Source organism: Prevotella merdae (genome assembly GCF_900290275.1).
Classification (GTDB): domain Bacteria; phylum Bacteroidota; class Bacteroidia; order Bacteroidales; family Bacteroidaceae; genus Prevotella; species Prevotella merdae.
The window spans coordinates 535087-560822 of the sequence record NZ_LT985324.1; the positions used below are offsets into that span (position 1 = coordinate 535087).

General features: G+C 43.4%; 19 protein-coding genes. 7 read left to right on the forward strand and 12 right to left on the reverse strand.

The features are described 5' to 3' along the window. The first annotated feature begins 4 nt into the window (after nucleotides 1-4). Entirely contained in the window at nucleotides 5-1552 is a 1548-nt protein-coding gene (gene dnaB, locus C9991_RS08750; RefSeq protein ID WP_106812176.1) for a replicative DNA helicase, read from the forward strand. Nucleotides 1553-1686: 134 nt separating this feature from the next. On the opposite strand, the gene C9991_RS08755 is transcribed toward dnaB, so the two are convergent. The 7 genes from C9991_RS08755 to radA form a co-directional block, all read right to left on the reverse strand. Continuing rightward, the gene (locus C9991_RS08755) at nucleotides 1687-4494 is read right to left on the reverse strand and encodes a PD-(D/E)XK nuclease family protein (protein ID WP_106812177.1); all 2808 of its coding nucleotides are present in this window, start codon (nucleotides 4492-4494) and stop codon (nucleotides 1687-1689) included. Between the two features lie 35 nt (nucleotides 4495-4529). Then, nucleotides 4530-7790, reverse strand: coding sequence for a UvrD-helicase domain-containing protein (locus C9991_RS08760; protein WP_106812178.1), 3261 nt, complete (start codon nucleotides 7788-7790; stop codon nucleotides 4530-4532). A gap of 6 nt (nucleotides 7791-7796) precedes the next feature. Further along, nucleotides 7797-8054, reverse strand: coding sequence for a hypothetical protein (locus C9991_RS08765; RefSeq protein ID WP_106812179.1), 258 nt, complete (start codon nucleotides 8052-8054; stop codon nucleotides 7797-7799). A 5-nt stretch (nucleotides 8055-8059) separates the two neighbouring features. Beyond that, complete coding sequence (locus tag C9991_RS08770) at nucleotides 8060-8800, reverse strand: peptidylprolyl isomerase (protein ID WP_106812180.1); 741 nt, start codon at nucleotides 8798-8800, stop codon at nucleotides 8060-8062. Nucleotides 8801-8947: 147 nt separating this feature from the next. Beyond that, a complete protein-coding gene (locus tag C9991_RS08775; protein WP_106812181.1) occupies nucleotides 8948-10195 on the reverse strand; it encodes a phosphoglycerate kinase in 1248 nt (415 codons plus the stop codon). A gap of 135 nt (nucleotides 10196-10330) precedes the next feature. After that, nucleotides 10331-10987 (reverse strand): 7-cyano-7-deazaguanine synthase QueC, encoded by a 657-nt coding sequence (gene queC, locus C9991_RS08780; RefSeq protein ID WP_106812182.1) that lies wholly within the window; start codon nucleotides 10985-10987, stop codon nucleotides 10331-10333. Nucleotides 10988-11055: 68 nt separating this feature from the next. Next, the gene (gene radA, locus C9991_RS08785; RefSeq protein WP_106812183.1) at nucleotides 11056-12459 is read right to left on the reverse strand and encodes a DNA repair protein RadA; all 1404 of its coding nucleotides are present in this window, start codon (nucleotides 12457-12459) and stop codon (nucleotides 11056-11058) included. A 79-nt stretch (nucleotides 12460-12538) separates the two neighbouring features. Between radA and C9991_RS08790 the strand changes: the two genes are divergently transcribed. Both C9991_RS08790 and C9991_RS08795 read left to right on the forward strand, forming a co-directional pair. Further along, nucleotides 12539-13444 (forward strand): ABC transporter substrate-binding protein, encoded by a 906-nt coding sequence (locus C9991_RS08790; protein ID WP_106812184.1) that lies wholly within the window; start codon nucleotides 12539-12541, stop codon nucleotides 13442-13444. Between the two features lie 6 nt (nucleotides 13445-13450). Further along, nucleotides 13451-15622: a tetratricopeptide repeat protein gene (locus C9991_RS08795; protein ID WP_106812185.1), complete on the forward strand. Its 2172-nt coding sequence runs from the start codon at nucleotides 13451-13453 to the stop codon at nucleotides 15620-15622. A gap of 12 nt (nucleotides 15623-15634) precedes the next feature. Here the strand turns inward: C9991_RS08795 and C9991_RS08800 are convergent, their stop codons facing one another. From C9991_RS08800 to C9991_RS08810, 3 genes are all read right to left on the reverse strand, one after another. Next, entirely contained in the window at nucleotides 15635-16459 is an 825-nt protein-coding gene (locus C9991_RS08800; RefSeq protein ID WP_106812186.1) for a TerB family tellurite resistance protein, read from the reverse strand. A gap of 51 nt (nucleotides 16460-16510) precedes the next feature. Then, the gene (locus tag C9991_RS08805) at nucleotides 16511-17059 is read right to left on the reverse strand and encodes a sugar O-acetyltransferase (protein ID WP_106812187.1); all 549 of its coding nucleotides are present in this window, start codon (nucleotides 17057-17059) and stop codon (nucleotides 16511-16513) included. A gap of 81 nt (nucleotides 17060-17140) precedes the next feature. After that, nucleotides 17141-17599, reverse strand: a complete 459-nt coding sequence (locus tag C9991_RS08810) for a type I restriction enzyme HsdR N-terminal domain-containing protein (RefSeq protein ID WP_106812791.1) — start codon at nucleotides 17597-17599, stop codon at nucleotides 17141-17143. A 126-nt stretch (nucleotides 17600-17725) separates the two neighbouring features. Between C9991_RS08810 and holA the strand changes: the two genes are divergently transcribed. From holA to C9991_RS08825, 3 genes are all read left to right on the forward strand, one after another. After that, nucleotides 17726-18757 carry a DNA polymerase III subunit delta gene (gene holA / locus C9991_RS08815; RefSeq protein ID WP_106812188.1) on the forward strand — a complete coding sequence of 344 codons (1032 nt, stop codon included), beginning with the start codon at nucleotides 17726-17728 and terminating at the stop codon, nucleotides 18755-18757. Nucleotides 18758-19534: 777 nt separating this feature from the next. After that, on the forward strand, nucleotides 19535-20071 hold the full coding sequence (locus C9991_RS08820) for a helix-turn-helix transcriptional regulator (RefSeq protein ID WP_106812189.1): 537 nt from the start codon (nucleotides 19535-19537) through the stop codon (nucleotides 20069-20071). A 163-nt stretch (nucleotides 20072-20234) separates the two neighbouring features. Next, entirely contained in the window at nucleotides 20235-22361 is a 2127-nt protein-coding gene (locus tag C9991_RS08825) for a Tex family protein (protein ID WP_106812190.1), read from the forward strand. Nucleotides 22362-22428: 67 nt separating this feature from the next. Here the strand turns inward: C9991_RS08825 and C9991_RS08830 are convergent, their stop codons facing one another. Next, entirely contained in the window at nucleotides 22429-23712 is a 1284-nt protein-coding gene (locus C9991_RS08830; RefSeq protein ID WP_106812191.1) for an O-acetylhomoserine aminocarboxypropyltransferase/cysteine synthase family protein, read from the reverse strand. A gap of 165 nt (nucleotides 23713-23877) precedes the next feature. On the opposite strand from C9991_RS08830, the gene C9991_RS08835 reads away from it, so the two are divergent. Next, a complete protein-coding gene (locus tag C9991_RS08835; protein WP_106812192.1) occupies nucleotides 23878-24294 on the forward strand; it encodes a hypothetical protein in 417 nt (138 codons plus the stop codon). Nucleotides 24295-24758: 464 nt separating this feature from the next. Here C9991_RS08835 and C9991_RS08845 read toward each other — a convergent pair whose 3' ends face one another. Further along, entirely contained in the window at nucleotides 24759-25703 is a 945-nt protein-coding gene (locus C9991_RS08845; RefSeq protein ID WP_106812193.1) for a ribose-phosphate pyrophosphokinase, read from the reverse strand. Nucleotides 25704-25736: the final 33 nt, after the last annotated feature.

The following is a 25736-nucleotide window of genomic DNA, read 5'->3' on the forward strand; positions in this document are numbered from 1 at the left end:
ATTTATGCCTACTACAAATACAGACAGAAAAACGTCGCGCCAACAACAGAAGGCGTTCGACAAGAACTATGGACACTTGCAGCCACAGGCTGTAGATATGGAGAAAGTGGTCCTTGGTGCGCTCATGATAGACAAGGATGCCTTCTCCATGGTATCGGAGACGCTGCGTCCTGAGACTTTCTATGAGCCGCGACACCAGAAGATATACAATGCCATACAGACTCTATCGGTGAACGAGAACCCTGTGGACATTATGACTGTTGTCGACGAGCTAAAGCGTGAGGGCACTTTGGAGGATGTTGGCGGTGCTCCTTACATTGTGGAGCTTAGCTCGCATGTGGCTTCGTCGGCACATATAGAATATCATGCCAAGATTCTTGCACAGAAGTTTCTTGCTCGACAGCTGATATCCTACGCCAGCGTGGTTGAGACAAAGGCCTTTGACGAGACACAGGATATTGACGAACTGATGCAAGAGGCAGAGGGCTCGCTCTTTGAACTGTCGCAGCGCAATATGAAGAAGGACTACACACAAGTAGACCCTGTCATAACACGAGCTATAGAGATATTGCAGAAGGCTTCGGAGAATGCTGGTGGTCTAACTGGTGTGCCTACAGGATATGAGGAATTGGACAAGAAAACTAGTGGATGGCAGAGTTCGGACCTTGTGATTCTGGCTGGTCGTCCTGCGATGGGTAAGACATCATTTGCGCTATCATTGGCCAAGAACATTGCAGTGGACTACAACACACCTATAGCTTTCTTCTCTCTTGAGATGAACAACGTGCAGCTTGTAAACCGTCTTATATCTAACGTGTGCGAGATTCCTGGCAGCAAGATGCTTAACGGTCAGTTGTCACCAGACGAGTGGGAACGTCTTGACAAGAACATACGCTTGCTGCAAGGTGCGCCATTGTATATAGACGATACACCAGGTTTGTCAATTTTTGAATTGCGTACCAAGGCACGTCGTCTGGTGCGTGAGAAAGGTGTAAAGATTATAATGATTGACTACCTTCAGCTTATGAATGCCAACGGTATGCGCTTTGGTAGCCGTCAGGAGGAGGTTTCGAAGATATCGCAGTCGCTTAAGGGTCTTGCCAAAGAGCTTGATATACCTATTATAGCACTTTCGCAGTTGAACCGTACTGTAGAGAACCGTGAGGGACTTGAAGGAAAACGTCCACAGCTTAGCGACCTTCGTGAGTCGGGAGCTATCGAGCAGGATGCGGATATGGTGCTCTTTGTGCATCGTCCAGAGTATTATCACATCCTGACAGACGAAAAGGGTAATGACCTTAGAGGTATGGCACAGATTATCATTGCCAAGCACCGTAAGGGTGCAACGGGCGATGTGTTGCTTACCTTCCGTGGTGAATTCACACGATTCCAAGATCCGGAGAAACAGTCGGCACCGCTTAATGACGCTCCTTTTGGATCGGAAATTATTGGCAGCAAGATGAATGGAGGTGATGCACCAATGCCGCCTGACTTTGCAGCTATGCCAGACAATGCGCCATTTGGCGATTCGTCGGAACCGGCACCATTCTAATATGCGACTTGAGTTGCACTATGTTGCGGCTTGAATAAGGCTAATGTATAGACGTTTTGAATAGAAATGAAATATTAGACACCGAAGCCTGCCTCATTGGTATATGAAGCAGACCTCGGTGTTTTGTGTGGTTATTATATCCCGCAAATCATTCTGAACGCACACATTTCGCATGTGCGCTTGTCATTTGTGGGCACAAATGGTTTTTGCTTGCTGAATATTTCGCCCAGTTTCTCTTTCAGCAGTTTAAGATACTCGGTTTGGTATATACCGATGTCCGTCACTTTGTGCTCATCGATACAGAGAACCGGGTCGTAGTTGTCGGCAGAGGCTTGTTTGATGAACAACAAGGCAGGGCTGACATTGTATTTAGACGGATTAAGCTTGCTCGAATTGTTGATGATGAGCGAATAGAGAAATGTCTGTAGGTAATAGTCGGAATGTTTGTAACTGTTGCCTTCGAAGACTTCGTCTATCGACCTAATAACCGACTTGATAGGGCTGCCCGTCTTATAGTCGACAACTCTTATAGTAGGTTTTCCGGTTGTAGGGTCGGTAACCATATCCAGGCGGTCGATGATACCTCCTATTTTGATTTTGCGTTGCGCTCCATCCTCGGTGTTGAATACAATGTCGTTGTAGACCTGTTTTTCTAAGCCGAGTACTGTGAACGGAGCAAGTCGTTGGTCGGTCTTAAGCAGTTGTTGCAGATATTCAATTATCACCTTGCGGTTGATAATCTGCAGACCATTGTATTCGGTTGCGCGTTTCTTGTTGGCTGCCTCAGATGCTGACAGCTTGAACAGTTCCTCATTGAATGCACGGTCTACCACGGTCTCCAGCATTTTCTCGTCCTTTAGATATTTCTGCAGTTGAGTTTTCTCAACAGTAGCATGTCGACTAGTTACATCTTCATAGATGAATTGTGCCGCCTTATGGAAAATATTTCCAAACATGCGGTTGTCCACAGTATCGTCCTCGCAGTCGGGCTCTTTAATTCTTGCCACATATTCATAGAAGAACGCCAGTGGACATCTGATGTACACATTAATGGCAGATGGCGAGATGTTCTTCATTTGGTCGAGTTCCTGCTGTATCTTCTCGTCTTTGACTATAGCCTTAGAGCACATAGTAGTAGGTACGTTTTGTGCCAAAAGGTTGAGGTGTTTAATATTGTGAGTGCCGTCTACCATCAGTTGCAGCATGAATCTACTCATCTCGCCCGTGTGTCCATTGTCGGTGGTATTGTTGTAGACGATGGTTACATCTTGGGCGCGTTGCAGAAGCCTGTGGAAGTAGTAGGAGTAGATGGCCACCTTGTTGTCGATAGTAGTAAGTCCGTGTGCCTTGCGTATGGAGTAGGGAATGAACGACGAGTCGTTAACGCTCTTAGGCATGTTGCCCTCGTTGCACGACAGCAGCAGCACATGGTTAAAGTCGAGGTTGCGCGTTTCCAGTACACCCATTATCTGTATGCCCACAACAGGTTCGCCATGGAATGGTATAGTGGTGGTGGTGATGAGTTGCTTGGTAAGGCGACGTAGCGTTGTTACGTCCACGTCCATATCGCCAGATGCGGCAAGCTGTTCAAGGCGGTTGATGATGGTATACATACGGAAAATAGATTCCTGAAATAGAGCGTCGCTCTCGTCTTTAGCCTTAACACCAACATGTTTAATCAATGTGCCTATCTGTTGCAGCAGTGTGATGTTGTCTATCTTGCCCATAGGCGATAGTGGAATGCAGTCGGCTATATATTGGGCATAAGGATGGGCGAGTACCTTATCTACATATTGGGTGCGGTAGCGTCTGCTATGCTGCATTGCGCCTGTTGTGTATAGATCGAACAGTAGGCTAATGAGCGATGCAACGGGAGTCATACCCAAAGGAAATCCGCTTGTGATATTCACCTTATCGGCCTCGTTGGGCAAGCTATGCATAACTGGCAGCAGAATATTCTCATCGCACATCACCACAGCCGTATGTCGTCCGTCCTTGTATCTATTATCGTTGCGTAGCCATTGGCTTACGTATCTGGCTTGTATGTTTTCTGTGGCGGCGCTGATGTAACTGATGTGTTTGGGTTGTCGCATGTTGGCGTATATCTCCTTAGAGCGAGTGTCGAGTTCGTTAGGGAAATGTTCCAGATACATAGATATATAGTGTCCAGCATCGGTGGCGCTTGTGGTCTTGTGGCGTGGCATGTAATACTCGTCAAAGTCCCAATAGAAATTGGCCTTGCCCATTTTCTTCAGACGTGCGAAGAGTTTTTGCTCCACCTGCTGCAGAAGGTTGAATCCAACGAATATGTAGCGGTCGTATTTAAACTCGATGTTGTCCTTGGTTGCCACTTCGCGGTAGATAGCGCCTTCATATCCCAGGCCTTGCTCTTGTAGACGCTTGTTGTAGTCGTGGTAGATGTCGCTAAAATGACTCCACAGGCTAAGGAAGCGTCGTTTAAGCTCCGACTCATGGTCGTCACTGAAGTTGGCAAAGAAGCGTTTGAGCATCTTGCGTTGTTCGTCGTCGAGATAAGAAATGTCGTCGAGCTCGTGTATATCCTTGAGGTTGCAGAATATGCGGTCGGCATCGGCCATATTCTTGTCAATATCGTCGAAGTCGGTCAGCAATAGTTGGCCCCACCCATAGAAGTGGTCGAGCGACTCGTTTAGTCCAGTGCATTTGACAAATGACTTGTGCAGGTCGCATATCAGCTTTATTGAATCGCCCACTTGCATATCGGAGTGGCGACGGAAGAGGTCGCTGATAGTTATATAAGCCGGGCTCCACATAGGCTTTCGGGCATATCGTGCAAGATGCTCGTTCATGAAGAGAGCCGCACGCTTGTTAGGGAACACTACTGCCACGCGTGACAGATCAGTGCCCCATTTATGTATTATGTCCTCGGAGACAAACTCCAGGAAGGTTTTTGTTTGGTTCATTCAATTGTATTTTATACGTTGTCAATGTATTACTGTTAAACTTCCTCTATCCTGTTGGAATAAACAAACCACAGGTAGCCTTTCACGTTGGGGTAGCCCATGTTTTGGGTGAGGGCTTTATAGCGGTTTACTTGTTCCACGTATTCAGGTCGTGGAGATCCGAACTTGAAGTCGACTATAACTACTTCTCCAGTTTTCTCGTCCTTCATTACACGGTCGGGACGATGTTCGCGAACAGTATCTGTTGCTGCATCATAGTCGAGTATGGTGCATTCGTTGAAGAGGGTCCATCGTGATGAGAACCAGTCGGCTACCTGTCTGTTGGAAAATCGTTTGTGCAGCATGTCGCGTAATCGTTTGATATTAGTGCCGCTTTCTTCGATAAGTCCGTCCATCTCGAGTTGTGCAAGACTCGTGTCAATGTCGTCGGTGGTGTTGATGGTAGAGAATAGGTAGTGCAGTATTTTGCCTGTCTTGATATAGCTCAGCTGTTTGCGGTCGTCATCATCTGTATTCTCATCATCATCGGCAACGAAGTCACGACTCTTGTTGCTCTGTTTAAATTCAACCTTGTTGCTGAAGGTTGCCATATCGACATTCATGTTTTCTACCTCTGGTGTGAAGATATTGTCCGACTTCTTCTTGGCCTTTGTCTCAACAATCTCCAGTTCGCCGTAGCTAAATAGCAATTCCGCCTTCTTGTCGGACGGGTCGCCATCAAGCGAGCTACCTTCAAGTTTAATGTCGGTAATAGCTTGTTCCACAATGTAAGAACGTGAGGATGGGGTGCCACGTTGGGCAATGACAAACAGGCTTGATGCTGCGCGTGTGAATGCAACGTATAGCAGATTGAGGTTGTCCACGCAGTTTTGTAGATGTTCCTCGTTGTAATCGAACTCGTAGATGGTGCCCTTCATCTGACTGGCACTGAAGTCTACGGGTATTAGAGGCAGTTCGTTGTATGGTTCCACTTGAGGGGTACACCATATAGTGTTGCCTTTCTCCAATGTCCAGTCGCAGAATGGTATGACAACATGCTCAAATTCCAATCCCTTACTCTGGTGAATGGTGATGATTCTGATACCGTCTATGGCACTTGCCTGTATTGTTTTTTCCGCTATACTGTCGTTCCATTCTTCTACAAACGAGTCGATGTCGGCTGTGTTGTTGGCAATGAAGTCGGTAAGAGCATCGTAGAATGCATATAGGTATGCGTCCTCGCCTTTTATGTTGCCTATATTAAATAAGGTGTAAATTTGTTCGGCAAGTTCGAAGATCGGCATAGTCAGAAGGTCGTCGCGCTTGTCGATAAGAGCACAAGGCAGTGCACTGTCAATGCCTTCAGCAGTTGCAAGCAGCTTGTTGGTTTCTTGCTCACTTTTTTCTAGCACGTATGTCTGGTAGGCCTTGGCTATGTAAGCCTTTGCAAGGATGTTGTCGGGGTGGGTGAGCCATAGCATTGCATTGACAATGATGTTTACCGATACAGAACTGTCGAGTCGGAAAGCCTCGTCGCTGACAATCTTAACGTCGGGCAGCTCGTTGGCGAAGAACTCAGCTATGAGTTGTATAATGTCGTTGGAGCGTACAAGTATGGCAATGTCCGAATAATTGGCTCCCGAGTCGAGCAAGAGACTAACAGCTTCGGCTGTCTTTTGCAGAGCTTGTTGGCGATAATCCTCGTTTGGCAGAAGGTTTATGCTTACGTAGCCGTGATTATCGCGGAATGACGGCACTTTTTGTGCCACATCCGAATAAGCCTTTTTTAGTTGCTCGGGTGATGAAGTGTTTGGGGTTGAGCTCTTTTGGTCGGCATATTCCAGTTCGGAGGCACGCTTAAAGAAGGCATTGTTGAATGTTATAACGCGTCGTGACGAGCGATAGTTTGTGTCGAGCGAGCACACATTGAGCATAGAATTAAGGTATGGAAACTCACGCTCAATATTGTTGAGCATACGCCAGTCGCCCGAGCGCCAACGGTAGATGCTCTGCTTAACATCGCCAACTATCAGATTGCCTTGTTGTTCGCCGTGGCTCATACATTCCTCCAAAAGCACCTTGAAGTTTTGCCACTGCACGGTACTTGTGTCCTGAAACTCGTCAATCATGATGTTTTCCAGGTAGTTGCCAATCTTTTCGAAAATAAATGGCGAGTCAGTATCGCGTATGAGCGAGTGGAGTAGGGTGTGTGTGTCGCTCAGAAGAAATCTGTTCTGCTCCACGTTCATCATTCTGACCTTATTCTCTATGCTGTTGAGCAAGCGCAGTTGATTGAGGTGTCGCAATGTGAGCACAGCAGAGCCATATATATACCAGTTTTTCTGTCTAACGTCTTCGGCATGATGTACCAGGGGGGTTAGTGTGGAATTGGCAAGTTCTCTTACAATATCCTGGGTCTCCTTAGATGATTTCTGTTTAACCCAAGAACTTTCGCTGCCCTCGTCGAGCACTTTTTGTAATCGTTTGGTTACAATAGTGTTGTTGTATATGCCTTTCTTAATCTTGATGAAGTAACCAGCAGGACCATTCTTGCCATTGTTGAGGTCGTCTATCTCTATTCCGTTGTGGTTAAGCGCATCGAAGAATTGAGCGGCCTCATTCTGCATTTCCACCTCAGCCTCATTGCGCATTTGACGTAACTTGGTGGTGTATTGCTTGAAGAATCCTTCCTCGAGCAATCGTTCGTTGAGCTTCTTGCTATTGGTTTTGTAGTACTCGCGGAATATGTTTTCACCGAACCTCTTTATGTTTCCAATTACATTCCAGTCTTTGTCGTCGTCCATATTCTCGCGTATATATTCCATAATCCATGTTAGCAGTTCGCTGTTCTCGTCAAGCGAATTGATGAGTTCGTCCACAGCGTTGCGCTCTATCTGATAGTCGTTGAGCTCGATACGCAGATTGGCAGTAAGGTCGAGTTCTCGTGCGAGATTGCGCAACACGCTTTGGAAGAACGAGTCGATGGTCTCAATGCGGAAGTAGCTATAGTTGTGCACAATGTTGTGAAGAGCTATACCAGCACGTTCGGACATATATTCCTCGGTAACGTCGAGATCTTCCTTAATCTTGTCGATATAACTTTTAGAGTCGGGCAATAGTTTCCAAATGCCGTACAGCTGGCTAAGTATACGTAGTTTCATCTCTTCTGTAGCTTTGTTGGTAAAGGTAACAGCGAGGGTAGAGCGATAACTTTGCGGGTCCTTGATAAGGAGTTTGATGTATTCTACGGAAAGGGTAAATGTTTTTCCGCTGCCGGCACTTGCCTTATAGATTGTAAGGGCGTAAGAGTTGGTCATAGTATTTTATTGATTAACATTCAGAAATTTTTCTAACCTTTCCTCCGCCTCCTGCATATCTTTTGCAAAAGTACGGTGGTCGGTCAAGAAGTCTTGTTTGCCATTAGCGATTTCGGTGTATAGTTGGCGGTCCATGCCCTCCACGTACTGGGCGATGGCATACTCGATATCGTCTTTTTGCCAGTCAATAGTGGAGAACTTGTAGACGCGCCACTTTTGGTGAATAAAGCAGTAGGCAGATTCAATGGAGTCCTTGCTTATCATATATGTTATTCCTCAACTACGCTAACCTTCATCGTCAAATCGTCAGTAGGACGGTCAGCATTGTCGGTGTCTACATCATTAATAGCGCTGACAACGTCAAGTCCATGTTCTACCTCGCCGAATACAGTGTATTCGCCATCAAGGAATGGAGTGCCGCCAATAGTGGTGTATGCTTCAGTCTGCTCGTTGCTGAATCCAACAGGATTTGCCTTGCAGATATCCTGTGCTTCCTTCATTAGGCGTTCTTGCATATCCTGAAGTCCGGTACGGTCGCGGTTGCGACGCATATCCATAATCTCGTTCTTGTGGTAGGTAACAAGGTCGTTGAAAGTGATGGTTATCTGGTTCTGCTTCATCTGCTTCTCCATCTGCTTGAGTTGTGCAGGCTTGTATACCTCACCACATACGATGTAGAACTGGCTGCCACTTGACTCTTTGTTAGGGTTTACTTCGTCGCCAAGACGTGCTGCACACAAGGCGCCACGCTTATGGAATAGCTGAGGGTTTATTTCTGCTTCTATAGTGTATTCTGGACCGCCTGCACCTAGATGTTTGCCTTTGGGTGCACCCTTGCTGTCGGGATCGCCACCCTGGATCATAAAGTCCTTAATGACACGGTGAAAGAGTGTGCCGTCATAATATCCCTCCTTTGCGAGTTTAAGGATGTTGTCGCGATGTTTCGGAGTTTCGTCGTAAAGGCGCACTATGATGTCGCCCTTTGGAGTTTCGATTTTAATCTTTGCCATTGTTGTGTGTATTGATTACTGCAAAGTTAGCATTTTAATATTACAAAAAATAGGATTTTACCTTTTTTAAAAAGATAAAACCCTATTGGAATATGTGTCTAACGAGGCTCAGTGAAGCCTAATTAGCCTATTTGTTGCATGCTTTAATTAAGCCTCGATAGCAGCTACGCCAGGAAGAACCTTACCCTCGATAGCCTCAAGAAGAGCACCACCACCAGTAGAGATGTAAGAAACCTGATCGGCCAAACCAAACTTGTTGATGCAAGCTACAGAGTCGCCACCACCGATGAGTGAGAATGCGCCCTCCTTAGTAGCCTCAGCGATAGCGTCGGCAATAGCTTTTGAGCCACCAGCGAAGTTATCGAACTCGAATACACCTGCAGGACCATTCCAAAGGATAGTCTTAGCACCCTTGATGGCAGCAGCGAAAGCCTTGCGAGTCTCAGGACCTGCGTCCATACCTTCCCAGCCGTCAGGGATATTGTTAGATGGGCAAACCTGTGTATTGCAGTCATTCTTGAAGTCGTCACCGCAGATAGAATCGGTACCGAGAACGAGGTTAACACCATTCTCCTTAGCCTTCTTGATAACGTCGAGAGCAACGTCGAGCTTATCGTCCTCGCAGATAGACATACCGATCTTTCCACCAAGAGCCTTAGAGAATGTATATGTCATACCACCGCAGAGGATGAGGTTGTCAACCTTTGTGAGAAGGTTCTCAATGATACCGATCTTTGTAGATACCTTAGAGCCACCCATGATAGCTGTGAAAGGACGCTTGATATTACCGAGGACAGCATCAACTGCCTTTACCTCTTTCTCCATAAGGTAGCCGAGCATCTTGTGATCCTTGTCGAAGTACTCGTCGATAACAGCTGTAGAAGCGTGCTTACGGTGAGCTGTGCCAAAGGCATCCATTACGTAGCAGTCTGCATAAGAAGCAAGCTTCTTTGCGAATTCTTGCTGACGTGTCTTCATTTCCTTCTTTGCAGCGTCATATTCAGGTGTGCCCTTTTCTACGCCAACAGGCTTGCCTTCCTCTTCAGGATAGAAGCGGAGGTTCTCAAGAAGCAAAGCCTCGCCTGGCTTCAAAGCAGCAGCCTCCTCAGAAGCATTGCCACAATCCTTAGCGAACTTAACCTCAACACCGAGAGCTGCAGAAACGTTAGGAACAATCTGGCTCAAAGAAAGCTTCATGTTAACCTTGCCCTTTGGCTTGCCCATGTGAGACATCATAATGAGGGCACCACCGTCAGCAAGTACCTTCTTCAATGTAGGAAGGGCACCGCGGATACGGGTATCGTCAGTTACATTTCCGTTCTCGTCCAATGGTACGTTGAAGTCAACGCGTACAATTGCCTTTTTACCGGCAAAGTTGAAATCTTCGATTTTCATTATTGTAAATGTTATTTAAAAGTTAGGAATATAAATTCTACTATAACAATATTATATGGGATGTCCTTTATAGAGCGCAAATTTACTAAAAATATATATATTGTACGAAGAAAAGGCCGTTAAATTTCATTTATATTATTCTTCGTATATCGTATAATCTTCAATTCCAGCTTCAAAAAGCGCTTCTTTTCGCTCCACACATGTGCCGCATTTGCCGCAATGTTTTTCGCCGCCTTTATAGCAACTCCATGTTTCGGTGTAGTCGATACCAAGTTTTTTACCTATTCTTGCTATATCGCTTTTGGTTATTTTTGTGTATGGGGCTATAACCTTTACGTTGTTGTAGGTTCCGGCATTGGCTGCGCTGTCTATTGCATTGATGAATTCAGGACGGCAGTCGGGGTATATAGTATGGTCGCCACCGTGATTGGCAATAAACACTTGGTCGAGATCGTTGCTTTCGGCTATGCCTATTGCTATAGACAGCATGATGCCATTGCGGAAAGGTACAACGGTAGACTTCATATTGTCATCGGCATAATGTCCCTCGGGAATTGCATCGGCACCATCAAGTAAACTTGACTTGAAGTATTGGTGCATAAAGTCGAGGTTGATAGTAATGTGCTTTATGCCCAATCGCTCGCAATGCATCTTGGCAAAGGGTATCTCCCGTGCATTGTGGTTGCTTCCATAGTCGAACGATATGCCAAGGGCTATCTCATCCTTGTGGTCATAAAGTAGGGTGATGCTGTCCATGCCTCCACTTACTATGATTACTGAGTTTTTCTTCATTGCTATTATATTAATGTGATTTGTTAATATATGTTGGTTTTATGTTTCTCTTTTTACTTGAGCCTAAATCAGCCGAACAGGGCACGAAGCGCCTCTTCTACCTTGCGGACAGGATGTATGTTAATCTTGTATTTGCTTGTATTTAAATTTTGAACGTTAGACTTCGGAAGTATGATGTCGGTAAATCCAAGTTTTTCGGCTTCGGCAATTCTCTGTTCTATTCGGTTTATGGGGCGTACCTCTCCGCTTAGTCCTACCTCGCCTGCCATGCACCAACCTGGCTCAATAGCAGTATCAACATTGCTTGACAATACGGCTGCTATGACACTTAGGTCCATTGCAAGGTCGGTGACACGCAATCCGCCTGCAATGTTCACAAAGACATCTTTTTGTATCAACTTAAATCCTACACGTTTTTCAAGCACAGCAAGCAACATGTTTAGTCGGCGTTGGTCAAACCCTGTAGCAGAGCGCTGTGGTGTGCCGTATGCAGCAGAAGACACAAGAGCCTGTGTTTCTACAAGGAAAGGACGCACGCCTTCAATAGCAGAACTGATAGCAACACCAGAAAGACCTTCGTGGTCTTGTGATAGGAGCAATTCGGAAGGGTTGCTAACTTGACGCAGTCCGGTTTGCTGCATCTCGTATATACCGAGTTCGGATGTACTTCCAAAACGGTTCTTTATCGATCGTAATATGCGGTACATATAATGTTGATCGCCTTCAAACTGTATTACGGTATCAACGATATGCTCTAATATCTTAGGACCGGCAAGTGTGCCTTCTTTGTTGATGTGTCCAATCAGTATGACAGGTGTTCCGCTTGTCTTTGCAAATCGCAAGAGAGATGCTGCGCACTCGCGGACCTGTGTTATGCTTCCAGGGCTACTGTCAACATCCTCAGTGGCTATAGTTTGTATAGAGTCGATAATAAGTATCTCTGGAGACAAGTCGTCGGTATATTCAAATATTCTTTGCAGGGAAGTCTCGCAAAGGATGTTGATATTATCAAGGCTGTCGTTGCTGTTTGAGCCTTGTCGGTTAAGCAAGCGTTCGGCACGCATTTTAAGCTGGTGTGCACTCTCCTCACCGCTGACGTACAGTATATTCTTGTCGTGTATGTTTAGGATGGTTTGCAGTGTAAGGGTACTCTTGCCTATACCTGGCTCGCCACCCAACAACACTATACTTCCGGCAACAAGTCCTCCTCCAAGAACTCGGTTAAGTTCGGCATCGTGCATGTCGATACGTGGGTCGTCCTGGGTTGGAATGTCACGCAACTTAACAGGACGGTTCTTGTCAGGTGTGGATTTGTCGTTATGAAATAGTCCGTTGGTGTTGCTGTTGGTGTTTGCTGTTAGGTGTATCTCCTTAAAAGTGTTCCATTCACCACAGCTTGGACATTTGCCAATCCATTTTGTCGATTCCTGTCCACAGTTGCTGCATACATATGCTGTCTTAATCTTTGCCATAACGCTCAAATGTGTTTTGTATAGATACAAAAGTACTAATATTTTTCGGCGTTACAAAATTTATTGTTACTTTTGCCTTATGAAAAAGTTTCTATTATATATAATAGCATTATTTTTTGCCATATCTTGTGGTAATTCTTACGAGGAGCAAAAAAGATTGTCAAGAGCAGAGCGTGCGCGTTTGCATCGTGAAGACTCTCTTGCATTGAAGATTGCAGTTATGCCAACGCTTGACTGCTTGCCCCTTTATTTAGTTAAGGAGCATGTGTTGTATGATACAGCTAAACTTGACTTGCGTCTTAAGTATTTTACGGCGCAGATGGATTGCGACACGGCTGTGATAGGACGTAGTGTAGAAGGGGCTGTGAGCGACCTTGTGCGTACTGAACGTATGAAGCATGAGGGTGTGAAGTTGGACTATATCACATCAACAAATGCTTATTGGCAACTTATCACAAACCATAAAGCGCGCATTAAAAAGGTTGATCAACTTGGTGACAAGATGGTTGCAATGACACGATATTCGGCTAGCGACTTCCTTACAGACCGTGTGCTTGACGGTGTAAAGACGCAGTCGATGGTGTTTCGTATACAGGTGAATGATGTCAACATAAGGCTTTCGATGCTTCTTAATAACGAAATGGATGCTATGTGGCTTACAGAACCACAGGCTACTACAGCACGTCGCAATGGCAATGTTGTAATTGCTGATAGTAGAGACCTTAAACAAAAACTTGGTGTGTTGGCTGTAAGGTCTGAAGTTATGAAAGACAAGCGTAGAAAAGTACAAATGGCAGAGCTTATAAAAACATACAATCAGGCTTGTGACTCTATCAACCAAAATGGAATAAAGCACTATGCCGAGATAATAAAGAAATATATGAAGACGGATGAGAAGACCATATCGCAACTTCCTAAGATAAAGTTTGCTCATGTGGCAAGTCCTAAGCAAGATGATATAAATACTATTAACCGCAAAAAATAAAAACCAATGAAACCAACTATAAAAGATACTATAGTTATTGACCGCAATGTGGGCGAAGCGTTGCGTATGCTTGAAAAACGAATGGCAGAATTGCACCTTTCTGCCGGTAAGGATATGCTCGAAGTTGTAAAGGCTGACTATCAGCTTATGCTTGATTGTTTCGAGCGTGGAATACAGGACCCTAATGGTGATGAAGTGTATATGGATTTGTTGCGTAGAACATATAACTTGTACAACACTGTGCGACTTGATTCTATCCTAAACCGTCGTGTGTCTTTTTCGCAAGCCAAAGCGATTGCTGATAGCTTTTCTAAAGATAAGGACTCAATTGTGAGTACACTTGAGGGGTACGTTCAAGATTGTGCCATGGCTTCGCTGCTTGATGAGACTGAGCAAAAGGAGGCCATAAAAAAGGCTAATGCTGTGCATCAGCAATACGTGGAGCGTCTTTTCAACTATATTATGGTTTCTGGGCAATGGAGTGATGAAACAACTTCGTTCTACTTGTCATTGATACAGTCGCCTACGATAGATCTGAATGATGCGCAGGTTATTATAAGTGCTATAACAATATCCTTGCTTACAGTGTTTGATGTAAACAAGTGGTTGGTGCTTGCAGCTATATATGAAAATAATAATCCTATGCGCTTACGTCATCGTGCATTGGTAGGTATTATGTTGTCTCTTCCAGAAGGGGAACATGTATTGTTTCCTGAGGTGAAATCTGTCTTGCAGCGTGTGTTTACAAATGAAGAGGCTAGGAGAGAACTTGTTGAATTGCAGATGAATTTGTATTATTGTTCGCATGCCGAGGCTGATAGTGCCGAGATTGAGCGCGATATTATGCCAACTTTTGTGAAAAATAATAATTTAAAGATAACTCCTATAAGCATAGAGGAAAAAGAAGAATCTATTGACGACATACTTGATTATGGGGCTACAGACCGGAATTTGGATGAAATGGAAGCCAAGATGAAAAAGATGAGAGATATGCAGATGTCGGGTAGTGATATCTTTTTTGGTGGATTCTCAAAGACGAAGCAATGTTCATTCTTCTATCAGATAAGCAACTGGTTTGTTCCTTTCTATCCAGATCATCCTTATGTGGCCAATCTCATAGATGCATCTTTATATGATGTTGTGCGAAGCCTTTCTTTATATGGTACCTTTTGTGATTCGGATGTTTATTCGTTTGTTTTCTCATTGTCAGCCATATCAAATCAATTGCCGGACAATGTGAAGGAAATGATGGCTAATGGACCTTCTGGAGGGATGCCGTGTGATGTCGACAGAAATTCGCCTGCTTATATAAAACTGTTCTATTTGCAAAATCTTTACAGGTTCTTTATGCTGTATCAAGGACACAAGGATTTTACCAATCCGTTTGCTGATGTTGACGGTGTGGCAGGAAGCGGGCGCTTCTTGTTCTTTGGCAATGAGTTGATGCATGATGTAATTGTTTCTGATTATGTAGAAATCGAGCGTTTTTTCTTTAAAAATAAGAAGTATGAGTATGTGGTAAAGCTTGCCAATATGAGTTTGGGTGATGAAACTAATGTGGAAGAAGTTTCATTGCTTGGACATTCTTACATGAAGCTCGGACTGTATTCGGATGCTTACAAAACGTTTATGGGACTGGTAGACAAAGGTTGCAATGAAGCTTCGGTATTAAGGGGCTTGGCAGATGCTTTATTCATGCTTTGCAAGTATGATGAAGCGGCAGAAGCCTATAATCGACTCATTCTTGAGAATGGTGAAACAAAGAATTTGGTAGTATGTCAAAGTATAGCCCTTGTCAATAGTGGCAAGGTGAAAGATGGATTTTCTGGTCTGTTTAAAATTGATTATGAGGAAAACGGAAAAAACTTAGTTGTTAAACGTGCCATTGCATGGGGATATCTTATGGATGTCAAGCCATTGGAAGCCGAAAAAATATACGACCAGCTTGTAGAAGGCAATAATGCAGCTGGAGTAGATTTTTTGAATATTGGATATACAAAATGGATACTGCATAAGACAAAGGAGGCTGTTAGCTACCTTAAATCTTATGCAGAATCGGTTGATGCTGCCGATCGCAATATTCTTAACGACTTTAATATGGACAAGAATATGCTTGAAATAAACGGAATCAAAAGCTATGAATTAAAGCTAATGGTTGATGCACTTGGGGTGTCTTGAAGAGATTAAGTGCTAAAGGCCTCTTGCTTTGTATATTGTTTCCTTTGCTGCGTTTATCTCTTGGAGTTTCTTTTCGGCTGCTTTGCGTACATCATCACCAAGTGTTGCTACGCGGTCTGGATGATGCTTTAAGGCCATTCGTCGATAAGCGGCCTTCACCTCGTCGTCGTTTGCATCGGCTGTGATACCAAGTACCTTATAGGCAGCGTCAAGGTTGGAGCCGCCAGTTGACAGGTTAAGCATTGAGTTTAGGTCTTCTGGTGATATACCAAGATTGGTTGCTATAAACTGTAGTGCATCAATTTCACTCTGAGGAACGCTGCCATCTGCCTGTGCTATTAGTACAAGGAAGTTGATAAGTTGGAGTCGCTGTGAATAGTCCATGTTCTGTGCTATTTCAGCGCAGGCCTCACGTATTGTGTTCTTAAATGCTTCGCTACCCATTTGTTTCTGACTTTCAAACAGGCGTAGAAGTATCTGCTCGCCTTGGTGCATTGCTATATCGCCAAAGTTGCGACGAAGAAAAGAGCGTACATACTCCATCTCTGAGTGCATTACTCGTCCGTCTGCCTTAATTATATAAGACGCAAGAGCAAGTAATGAGAACAGAAACGAATTACGTTGTCCTTCGTGTCTTTGTTGGGCAGAATAGGCATTGTTGTTGTATCTGCCTTCTTCCCACGTGTTGCTGTATGTGCCGTTTGGATTCGTATATTCTATGCTAAATCCTTCGGCACCCTTTTCAAATAGCCACCCAACGGCATAGCCGGCAAGTGCTCCAAGCGGTCCTCCAGACATAAAGCCAAGGAATCCGCCAATCCATCTTCCTACTCCCATAGTTTTATTGTTTTCTTTTATTTATTGTTGAATAAAGTATCAGTTCTTAATTTATAAGTGTTTTTTTACTATAGCGGGATTGCCAGCGGCCAGTGAGTCGGCTGGTATATCGCGTATTACTACGCTTCCTGCAGCTATGATGCAGCGTGGTCCTATAGTGACACCAGGACATACAGTAACGCCACCGCCCAACCAACAGTTGTCGCCTATGTTTATTGGCAGACATGTTTCAACAGGCTTTATGCGCTCTTGATAGTCAATAGGATGCTGTGGTGTAAAGAAATGACAGCGTGGTCCTATTTTACAGTGTGCACCTATCTTTATGTATCCTCCATCAAGCATAATGCAGTCGTAATTGATAAACGTGTGTTCGCCAATTGTTATGCCGTTTCCGTGGTCGCAATGGAATGGTGGGTTTATGGCTGATGATTTCGGGATACCTGGAATCAGTGTTTCTATTGTATGTCTGTATTCAGGTGAGGCGAGAGTCATTGTTGACAGTTGGGCGCACAATTCGTTTGCTCTTGTGGTGCTGGCAAGCAAATCAGGGTCTTCAAAGCAATATAGCTGCTGATTGCGCATTTTTTCGAATTCTGTCATATATATAATAATGTATAGTTGATGAAATATTTCTATCTAATGATTCTGTTATGGTTATATAAAGAAACTAATTTTATTTTCTTATGGCCGTGTAATATCATTATAGTCGGGTATGTCTTTTAGAAATTCGTATCTACGGTTCTCGTAGTCCATACGACAGCAATAATGCTGTAAGCCATTACTCATAACAAGATAGTCGACGTGTAGCAACAGATTGTATGCTGCAACCTGTTCAAGTACCTTTTGCGTGATTTTTATTGTTGGCGCCTTATATTCTATAATCATACGTGGTTGTAACCTTCGGTCATAGAGTACGCTGTCGGCGCGTAGTTTCTTGTTGCCTATATTAAGGCTTATTTCATTTGCCATTAGTGCAGCAGGGTAACCCTTGTGTTCTGTAAGATAGTGTACAAAGTGTTGGCGTACCCATTCTTCTGGTGTCAAGGCTACATAACGGTGACGTAGAATATCGAATATTCGTGGATGTTGCTGTGTTCCTGACAACTTTATTGCGAAAGAAGGTAGGTTTAATCGAATCATTTTCGTAATTTTGCTTCTAAATGTCGCATAGGCGACAACCAATGTACAAAAGTACGTAATTTTAACGAGAAAAACGAGCATAAAAGCGGCTCGTTAATGTATTTTTACACCTTATATAATATAATTATGGCTGATAAAAAAACTCAGGCAACATTCGATTCTATAATGCGCGACCTTAAAGCCAAGAAATATGCGCCAGTATATGTGCTTATGGGCGACGAGTCTTATTATATAGATAAGATTTCTGATTATATAGCCGAGAACGTGCTTGATTCTGATGATCGTGACTTTAACCAAACCATTGTGTTTGGTGCGGACTCTACTGCTGCACAGATTGCCGATCTTGCCAGAGGATATCCTGTAATGCCTTCACAATATCGGGTCGTTATAGTGAAAGAGGCACAAGGGTTAAGGTCGCTTGATGCTCTTGAGCGATACTTTGAAAAGCCTTTGATGTCGACAATACTTGTAATATGCTACAAAAACGGCACTATTGACAAGCGTAAGAAGGTTGTTGGTAAGGCGGAGGCTGTTGGGCTTGTGTTTGAGAGCAAGAAGAAAAGGGATTATGAGCTTCCTTCTTTCATCGAATCGTATCTTAAGAGTAAGCATGTGGCTATTGATCCTAAGTCGTGTTCTATGATAGCCGAGCATATAGGTGCGGATCTTAGTCGACTGATATCCGAACTTGATAAGGTTATGATTTCGTTGCCTGATGACAATAGGAGAGTGACGCCAGAGATAGTAGAGCGGGAGATTGGAGTAAGCAAGGACTTTAATGTGTTTGAGTTGAAGACTGCTATCATTGAGAAGGATGTTTATAAGGCTAATCAAATAGTAAAATATTTTGACAATAATCCAAAAGCGGGTTCATTGTTCTCTTGTTTGCCCTTATTATACTCTTTCTTTCAGAATCTGTTAGTTGCTTATTATGCACCTGATCGTAACAATGATAATTCTCTTGCGGCTTATATGGAGCTTAAGTCTGTGTGGGGTATAAAGGACTACCGTGCGGGTATGCGCAACTACACAGCGATGAAGACTCTTATGATTTTGTCTAAAATAAGAGAAATTGATGCCAAAAGTAAGGGTCTGGACAACCAAAATACCTCTAATGGAGATCTTATGAAGGAGCTTGTCTTCTTTATTTTGCACTAAAAACAATCCAATTGGCGTCTGTTTTTATCTAGAATAGAAAATCTCACGAAGGTTATTTTTTAGCCTAATTCCCTATATTTCAAGGGAGTTAGGCTTTTTGTTGTCTTTAATACTTGTTATTCTTTGAAGCATTCAATTGGTGGTTCGGATTTTTTTAGTATTGCAAAAAATCGTGTTTTTAGACTGTTTCAAAATATGAAATTACATATGTTAACATTTATAATCTTGAATATACTTTTGTGAAACCAATGATAATATAATTTTTATAAATACACAAATGTAAAAAAATTCTTTAAGCGAATTTATATTCTGAGATGTAAATTACAGCGAAATAAATCAATGTTTGTAAATACACAAACCTATATGTATATATATACATGTAGGTTAAATAGTTTGTAACCTATTGATAATAAGTGGTATTAACATATTTGTTAAAGTATAAACGATGTGGTTTTTGTAACATGTACTTATCTATTGCGAATATTGTTGATAATATTAAATATATACAAATGTAAATGTATTGAAAATCAATAACTAACACAAATGAGTTAAATATATACATATAATAATATTGTACAGTTAATATGTATATATGTATATTTTATCGTAATACACTACTTTATCTTGTTTGTTTTTGTAAAATAACTATTTGTCTATTTGAAATTTTAAATTTGAAAATATAAATATATAAAGTTTGCATATCTCAATTAAATAGTTTAACTTTGTAAATTGAAATGTAAAGCTAAGATTTAGGCATTATATATAAATATGACTTTAATGAAGGATAGAATAAGAAAAATTTTGGAGTCTCAACACATGACTCAACAAGAGTTTGCAGAGACTATAAAGGTGGCGCCTGCAACATTGAGTAGTATCTTTACTGGACGCACTGCTCCATCGCTTAAGATAGTTGAATCGATAAAGAGTCGTTTTCCAGATATATCTACCGATTGGCTTTTGTTTGGTCGAGGTGCTATGACCGATTATAGTTCTGTAGAAGCTGGTGAAACATTCAACTCCCCCTCTACTGCTGATCATGCCGTGCTTGACTTTGGCGCTGCTTCTGGTAATGTTGAAGATAATAATGTAAAGCAGGCTAAGTCTAACGTTGATGCTTCTTGCTCTAATAATGTTTCCCAGGGTTCAGGAGATGCGGTGCATAATAATGCAGGGCAGCACCATAAAGCTAATGATGGCAAGTTTAATAAAGGTGTGCAATTAGTAAAAAATAATGACATATCTAATCGTGATATAGTAGAGATACGTATATTCTATAGTGATCAAACTTGGGAAACTTTTGTCCCTAAGAAATAGTATATAGTCTTTGGTAAAGTGTAAGGATACTTAGTTGTACGTTTTGTCTAAGTATGAAATCTTACTTTTTATGTTTTATTTTGGATATTGTAGTTGTGTTATCGCTCGATATGTCGTAACTTTGTATTCTAATTTAAGCATATACCTTATTATATATTAGACAATGAATGTATTTACAAAAATCATAGCCGATGCCCTGTCTTTGCCGGAGCGTGGCGTTGAGAACACCCTTGAACTTTTGGACGAGAATTGTACTATACCGTTCATAAGTCGTTATCGCAAGGAGCGTACTGGTAATTTAGATGAGGTTCAAGTGTCTGACATTGCCCTTATGCGTGAAAGGTTGATAGATGTTGCCAAGCGTAAGGAGACTATCGTCTCTACCATTGAGGATGCGGGCAAGATGACTGATGAGTTGAGGAAACGTATAGAGCAATGCTGGAACATGTCAGAACTTGAAGACATCTATCTTCCTTACAAGCCCAAGCGTCGTACTAAGGCAGATATCGCACGTCAACAGGGGCTTGAACCTCTGGCTCAGTTGCTTCTTATTCAGCGTGACCCTAATCCTATTGCTACTGCGTCAAAGTATGTTAAGGGTGATGTCAAGACTGCGGAGGATGCTATACAGGGTGCTAAGTATATTATTGCCGAAACTATAAACGAGAACGAGAAGGTTCGCAAGAATATACGTGGTGTATTTCGTCGTGGGGCAGTTATCTCTTCTAAGGTTGTAAAGGCAAAGTCAGAAGAAGATGATGCTCAGAAGTATAGCGACTATTTCGATTTCTCCGAGCCTCTTCGTCGTTGTTCGTCGCATCGTTTGCTCGCTATGCGTCGTGGCGAAAAAGAGGGATTCTTGCGTGTAAGCATATCTGCAGACGATGAAGAATGCAAGGAAAGGATACGACGTCAGTATGTTATAGGACGTAGTGAGTGTAGTAAACTGGTTGGCGAGGCTGCCGACGATGCTTTCAAGCGATTGCTTAAACCTTCCATCGAGACTGAGTTTGCATTGTCAAGCAAGCAAGATGCCGATAAGGAAGCTATAGGTGTTTTTACCGAGAATCTGCGTCAGTTGCTTCTTGCAGCCCCGTTGGGGCAGAAGCGTGTAATGGGTGTAGATCCTGGCTTCCGTACAGGTTGCAAGGTTGTGTGTCTTGATGCACAGGGATCCTTGCTTCATTTTGAGGCTATCTATCCTCATGCGCCAAAGAACGACCGTACAGGAGCGTCTCGTCAAGTATTGGCAATGGCTAATAAGTATGGTATAGAGGCGATAGCCGTAGGCAATGGTACGGCAAGTCGTGAGACATCTGCTTTCTTGAAGGATATAGGTTTAAGTTCGGATATTAATGTTTTTGTGGTTAGCGAGGATGGTGCATCTGTATATTCGGCATCCGAGGCTGCACGCGAGGAGTTTCCTGATAAGGATGTTACTGTTCGTGGTGCTGTTTCGATAGGTAGACGACTTATGGATCCACTTGCCGAGCTTGTGAAGATAGATCCCAAGAGTATAGGTGTCGGCCAATATCAGCATGATGTTGATCAGACAGAGCTGAAGAAGAGTCTGGATATGGTTGTAGAGTCGTGTGTTAATACTGTTGGTGTTAATCTTAACACGGCAAGTCGTCACTTGTTGATGTATGTCAGCGGACTGAATGCCTCTACAGCCAAGAATATCGTAGAGTATAGAGACAAGAACGGTGCCTTTAAGTCGCGTGCTGAATTGAAGAAGGTTCCTCGTCTTGGTCCGGTAGCATATGTACAATGTGCGGGTTTCTTGCGTATACCAGGTGCTAAAAACCCTCTTGACAATAGTGCGGCGCATCCCGAGAGTTACGACATAGTGAAAGCAATGGCTAAGGACAAAGGCTGTACAGTGGCTGAGCTTATTGATAACAAAGAGCTTCAAAAGACAATACGTCTGAAGGATTATGTAACAGAATCTGTAGGAATGCCTACGCTTAATGATATTATGGCCGAGCTTCAGCGTCCAGGTCGCGATCCTCGTGCCGCAGTTGAGGCTTTTGAGTTCGACCCTCGTGTACATGAGGTTGCTGATTTGCAGGTAGGAATGTTATTGCCTGGTATTGTTACAAACATAACAAACTTTGGTGCCTTTGTTGACGTTGGTGTTCATCAAGACGGACTTGTGCATATCTCTCAATTGGCCGATCGATACGTTAAGGACCCCAATGAAGTGGTAAAACTTCATCAGCATGTGGTGGTGAGAGTGACAGAAGTGGATAATAAACGACAGAGAATATCGTTGTCGATGAGAGAGTGAGAATAAAGACAGGAGTTAAGAAGTGAGACATTACTTCTTAACTCCTGTTTTTTTTATTTCTAATTTATTATATTTTCTCCAATGCTTGTTTGATGTCGTCCAGGATATCCTCAACATCCTCAATTCCTACAGACAGGCGAATAAGGTCTGGTGCAACACCAGCCTCACGCAATTGTTCGTCGGACATCTGACGGTGTGTATGGCTTGCTGGATGTAGGACACAGGTGCGTGCGTCTGCCACGTGTGTCACGATGTTAATCATGTTAAGCGAGTCCATGAATTTTATGGCAGTTTCACGGTCGCCCTTCAGTCCGAAGGCAATTACACCGCAAGAGCCATTTGGAAGATATTTCTTGGCAAGTTCATGATACTCGTCTCCTGGCAGTCCGCTAAAGTGAACCCACGCTACACGTTCGTCAGATTTCAAGAATTCGGCCACACGCTGTGCATTGGTACAATGCTGTTTCATGCGCAAGTGAAGCGACTGTAGTCCAAGGTTCAGTATGAATGAGTTCATAGGGGCTGGTATAGATCCAAGGTCGCGCATCAGTTGTGCCACGAGCTTTGTTATATATCCCATTTTGCCAAATTTCTCTGCATAAGTCAGTCCATGATAGCTTTCGTCTGGTGTGCAAAGTCCTGGGAATTTGTCGGCATGTTCCATCCAGTTGAAGTTGCCGCTATCAACCACGCAACCGCCTACCTGACTTGCCGTACCGTCCATATATTTTGTAGTGCTGTGTGTTACGATATCGGCTCCCCATTCAAATGGTCGACAGTTAATAGGGGTGGCAAAGGTATTGTCTACGATAAGAGGTACGCCATTCTTGTGTGCTATGCGTGCAAACTTCTCTATATCAAGCACTGCGCATCCGGGGTTGCTGATAGTCTCTCCGAACACCACCTTAGTGTTAGGTCTGAAAGCCTTCTGTATTTCTTCTTCTGAATCATTAGGATTAACGAATGTGCACTCTATGCCCAATTTCTTCAGCGTAACACCAAACAGGTTGAATGTTCCTCCATAAATCTCGTTGCTTGTAACGATGTGGTCGCCAGCCTCGCAGATATTGAATACGGCATAGAAGTTGGCAGCCTGTCCGCTGCTTGTAAGTACAGCGCCCACACCTCCTTCGAGTTGTGCTATCTTCTGTGCCACTGCATCGTTTGTAGGATTTTGTAATCGGGTATAGAAATAGCCCTCTTTCTTAAGGTCGAAGAGCATAGCCATCTCTTCCGAGTTGTCATACTTAAACGTGGTGCTCTGAATGATGGGCACCTCGATAGGTTCTCCGTTTTTTGCCTCATAGCCTCCCTGTACGCAGATGGAAGCTGTTCTAAGATTTTTCTTCATCAAATTCCTTTTATTGTGGTTTTATGTTGTTTTATTAGGATTTCTAAAAGCGAAGGTACAAATAATATCACGACTTTGCTAACTTTTTGTTGCATTTTTTTTGGAATTAATCTAAAGCAGACTACCTTTGCAACGAATTTGAATATTAATAGATATTTATAAAGAATGAAAAAGATACTATTTGTTTTGCTGGCTATGATATTGGCCACTATGATAGGTATGACGACAGTCAGTTGTTTTGCCCCATCGTATAAAGATGGCGACACGGTTGCAGCTTCCGAGTTTGAGCCTACCGACACCTCGTTGTTGTCAAAGAAGAAGCTTGCCGACTCTATAAAGCTTGGTGGTAAGTCTGCAGTGGTTGACAGTGTAGGTATATATTATGTAGGAACAGGGTCCACAAAGCAGTTTCTTCAACTTGTCTCTTATCCTTCAAGGCGTGACACGCTTGTCTATGGCAAGACACGTCATGTAAAGGTTAAGGGTAGTGCCGACTTTAATAGTGTTGTGCGCGTAAAGTTCTATCTCCTTAATGGCAAGGACTCGCTTGTAAGCGCTGTAGAGCAGGTCGTGGTAGAGTAGGGATGTACCTGTAAAAACAATTAGTCAAATCCATAGGATAATGGTGTCAAAGCGTAAAATTGACATCAACAGGATTATAATGATAAAATAATAAGTAACTGTTCAAAATTAATTTTACAAATATGAATAATTCACGAATAAGTTCGTACCCACAGAGGCCAAGGCCCTGTTCGTACAATAGAAAAGCGAGTCCGTAGTCTCGTAATCTATCGGTCTTATCCATTTGCCNGCCCTGTTCTAAAAAGGGCGATAGATAACAATAAACTACGCTCCGCAGGGTATGCTACTTTAATGGAGGCGTATCTCGAATGGTATCCAAAATAGGAACCGCCGTATGCGGAACCGCACGTACGGTGGTGTGAGAGGTCGGAAAACGAAAGTAGGAAGAAAACTGCTTCGTTTTCCTCCTACTCGATTATGTGTTACACAATCAAATATGTATAGGATTATGTATTGATGTCTTGTTATACAAGATACTGTGAGCTGATACTCTTGTTGCTGATTACGCGGCGGATAGTCTCGGCGAACATGTCGGCAACCGACAACTGCTTAACCTTAGCGCAACGGTTAGAGTAAGGAATAGAGTCAGTGAATACAATCTCCTCAAGAGCAGAGTTCTGAACGCGCTCAGAAGCAGGACCAGACATAACGCAGTGAGAAGCGCAAGCACGAACGCTCAATGCACCAGCTGCCTTCATAACGTCGGCCGCCTTGGTGATTGTGCCAGCTGTGTCAACCATATCGTCAACAATTACAACATGCTTGTCCTTTACATCACCGATAATCTGGATGCTCTCAACCACATTGGCACGTGCACGTGTCTTGTTGCAGAGAACGAGTGGGCATCCAAGATACTTGGCGTATGTGCTTGCACGCTTTGAGCCGCCAACGTCAGGCGATGCAATTACAAGCTCGTCTGTGTTGAGGTTGAGGCTCTGTAGATAAGGCAGGATAACACCAGATGCATAAAGGTGATCAACAGGTACATCGAAGAAACCCTGAATCTGGTCAGCGTGAAGGTCCATAGTGATAAGACGATCGATGCCTGCTGCCGAGAGAAGATCAGCAACAAGTTTAGCGCCGATGCTTACACGTGGCTTGTCCTTACGGTCTTGGCGTGCCCATCCGAAGTAAGGAATTACTGCGATGATATGACGTGCAGAAGCGCGCTTTGCTGCGTCAATCATCAGGAGAAGCTCCATGAGGTTGTCTGAGTTAGGGAATGTGCTCTGAACGAGAAATACGTCGCGGCCACGGATTGATTCCTCATAAGACACGGCAAACTCGCCGTCAGAGAACCTGGTTACAACCAAATTGCCTAACGGACAGCCCAGGCTTTGGCAGATTTTCTCTGCAAGGTATCTCGTGTTAGTACCAGAGAATACCAAAAAAGAGTTTTGTTCACTCATTTTTATTGTTGTTATATGTTACGTAATAAAGTG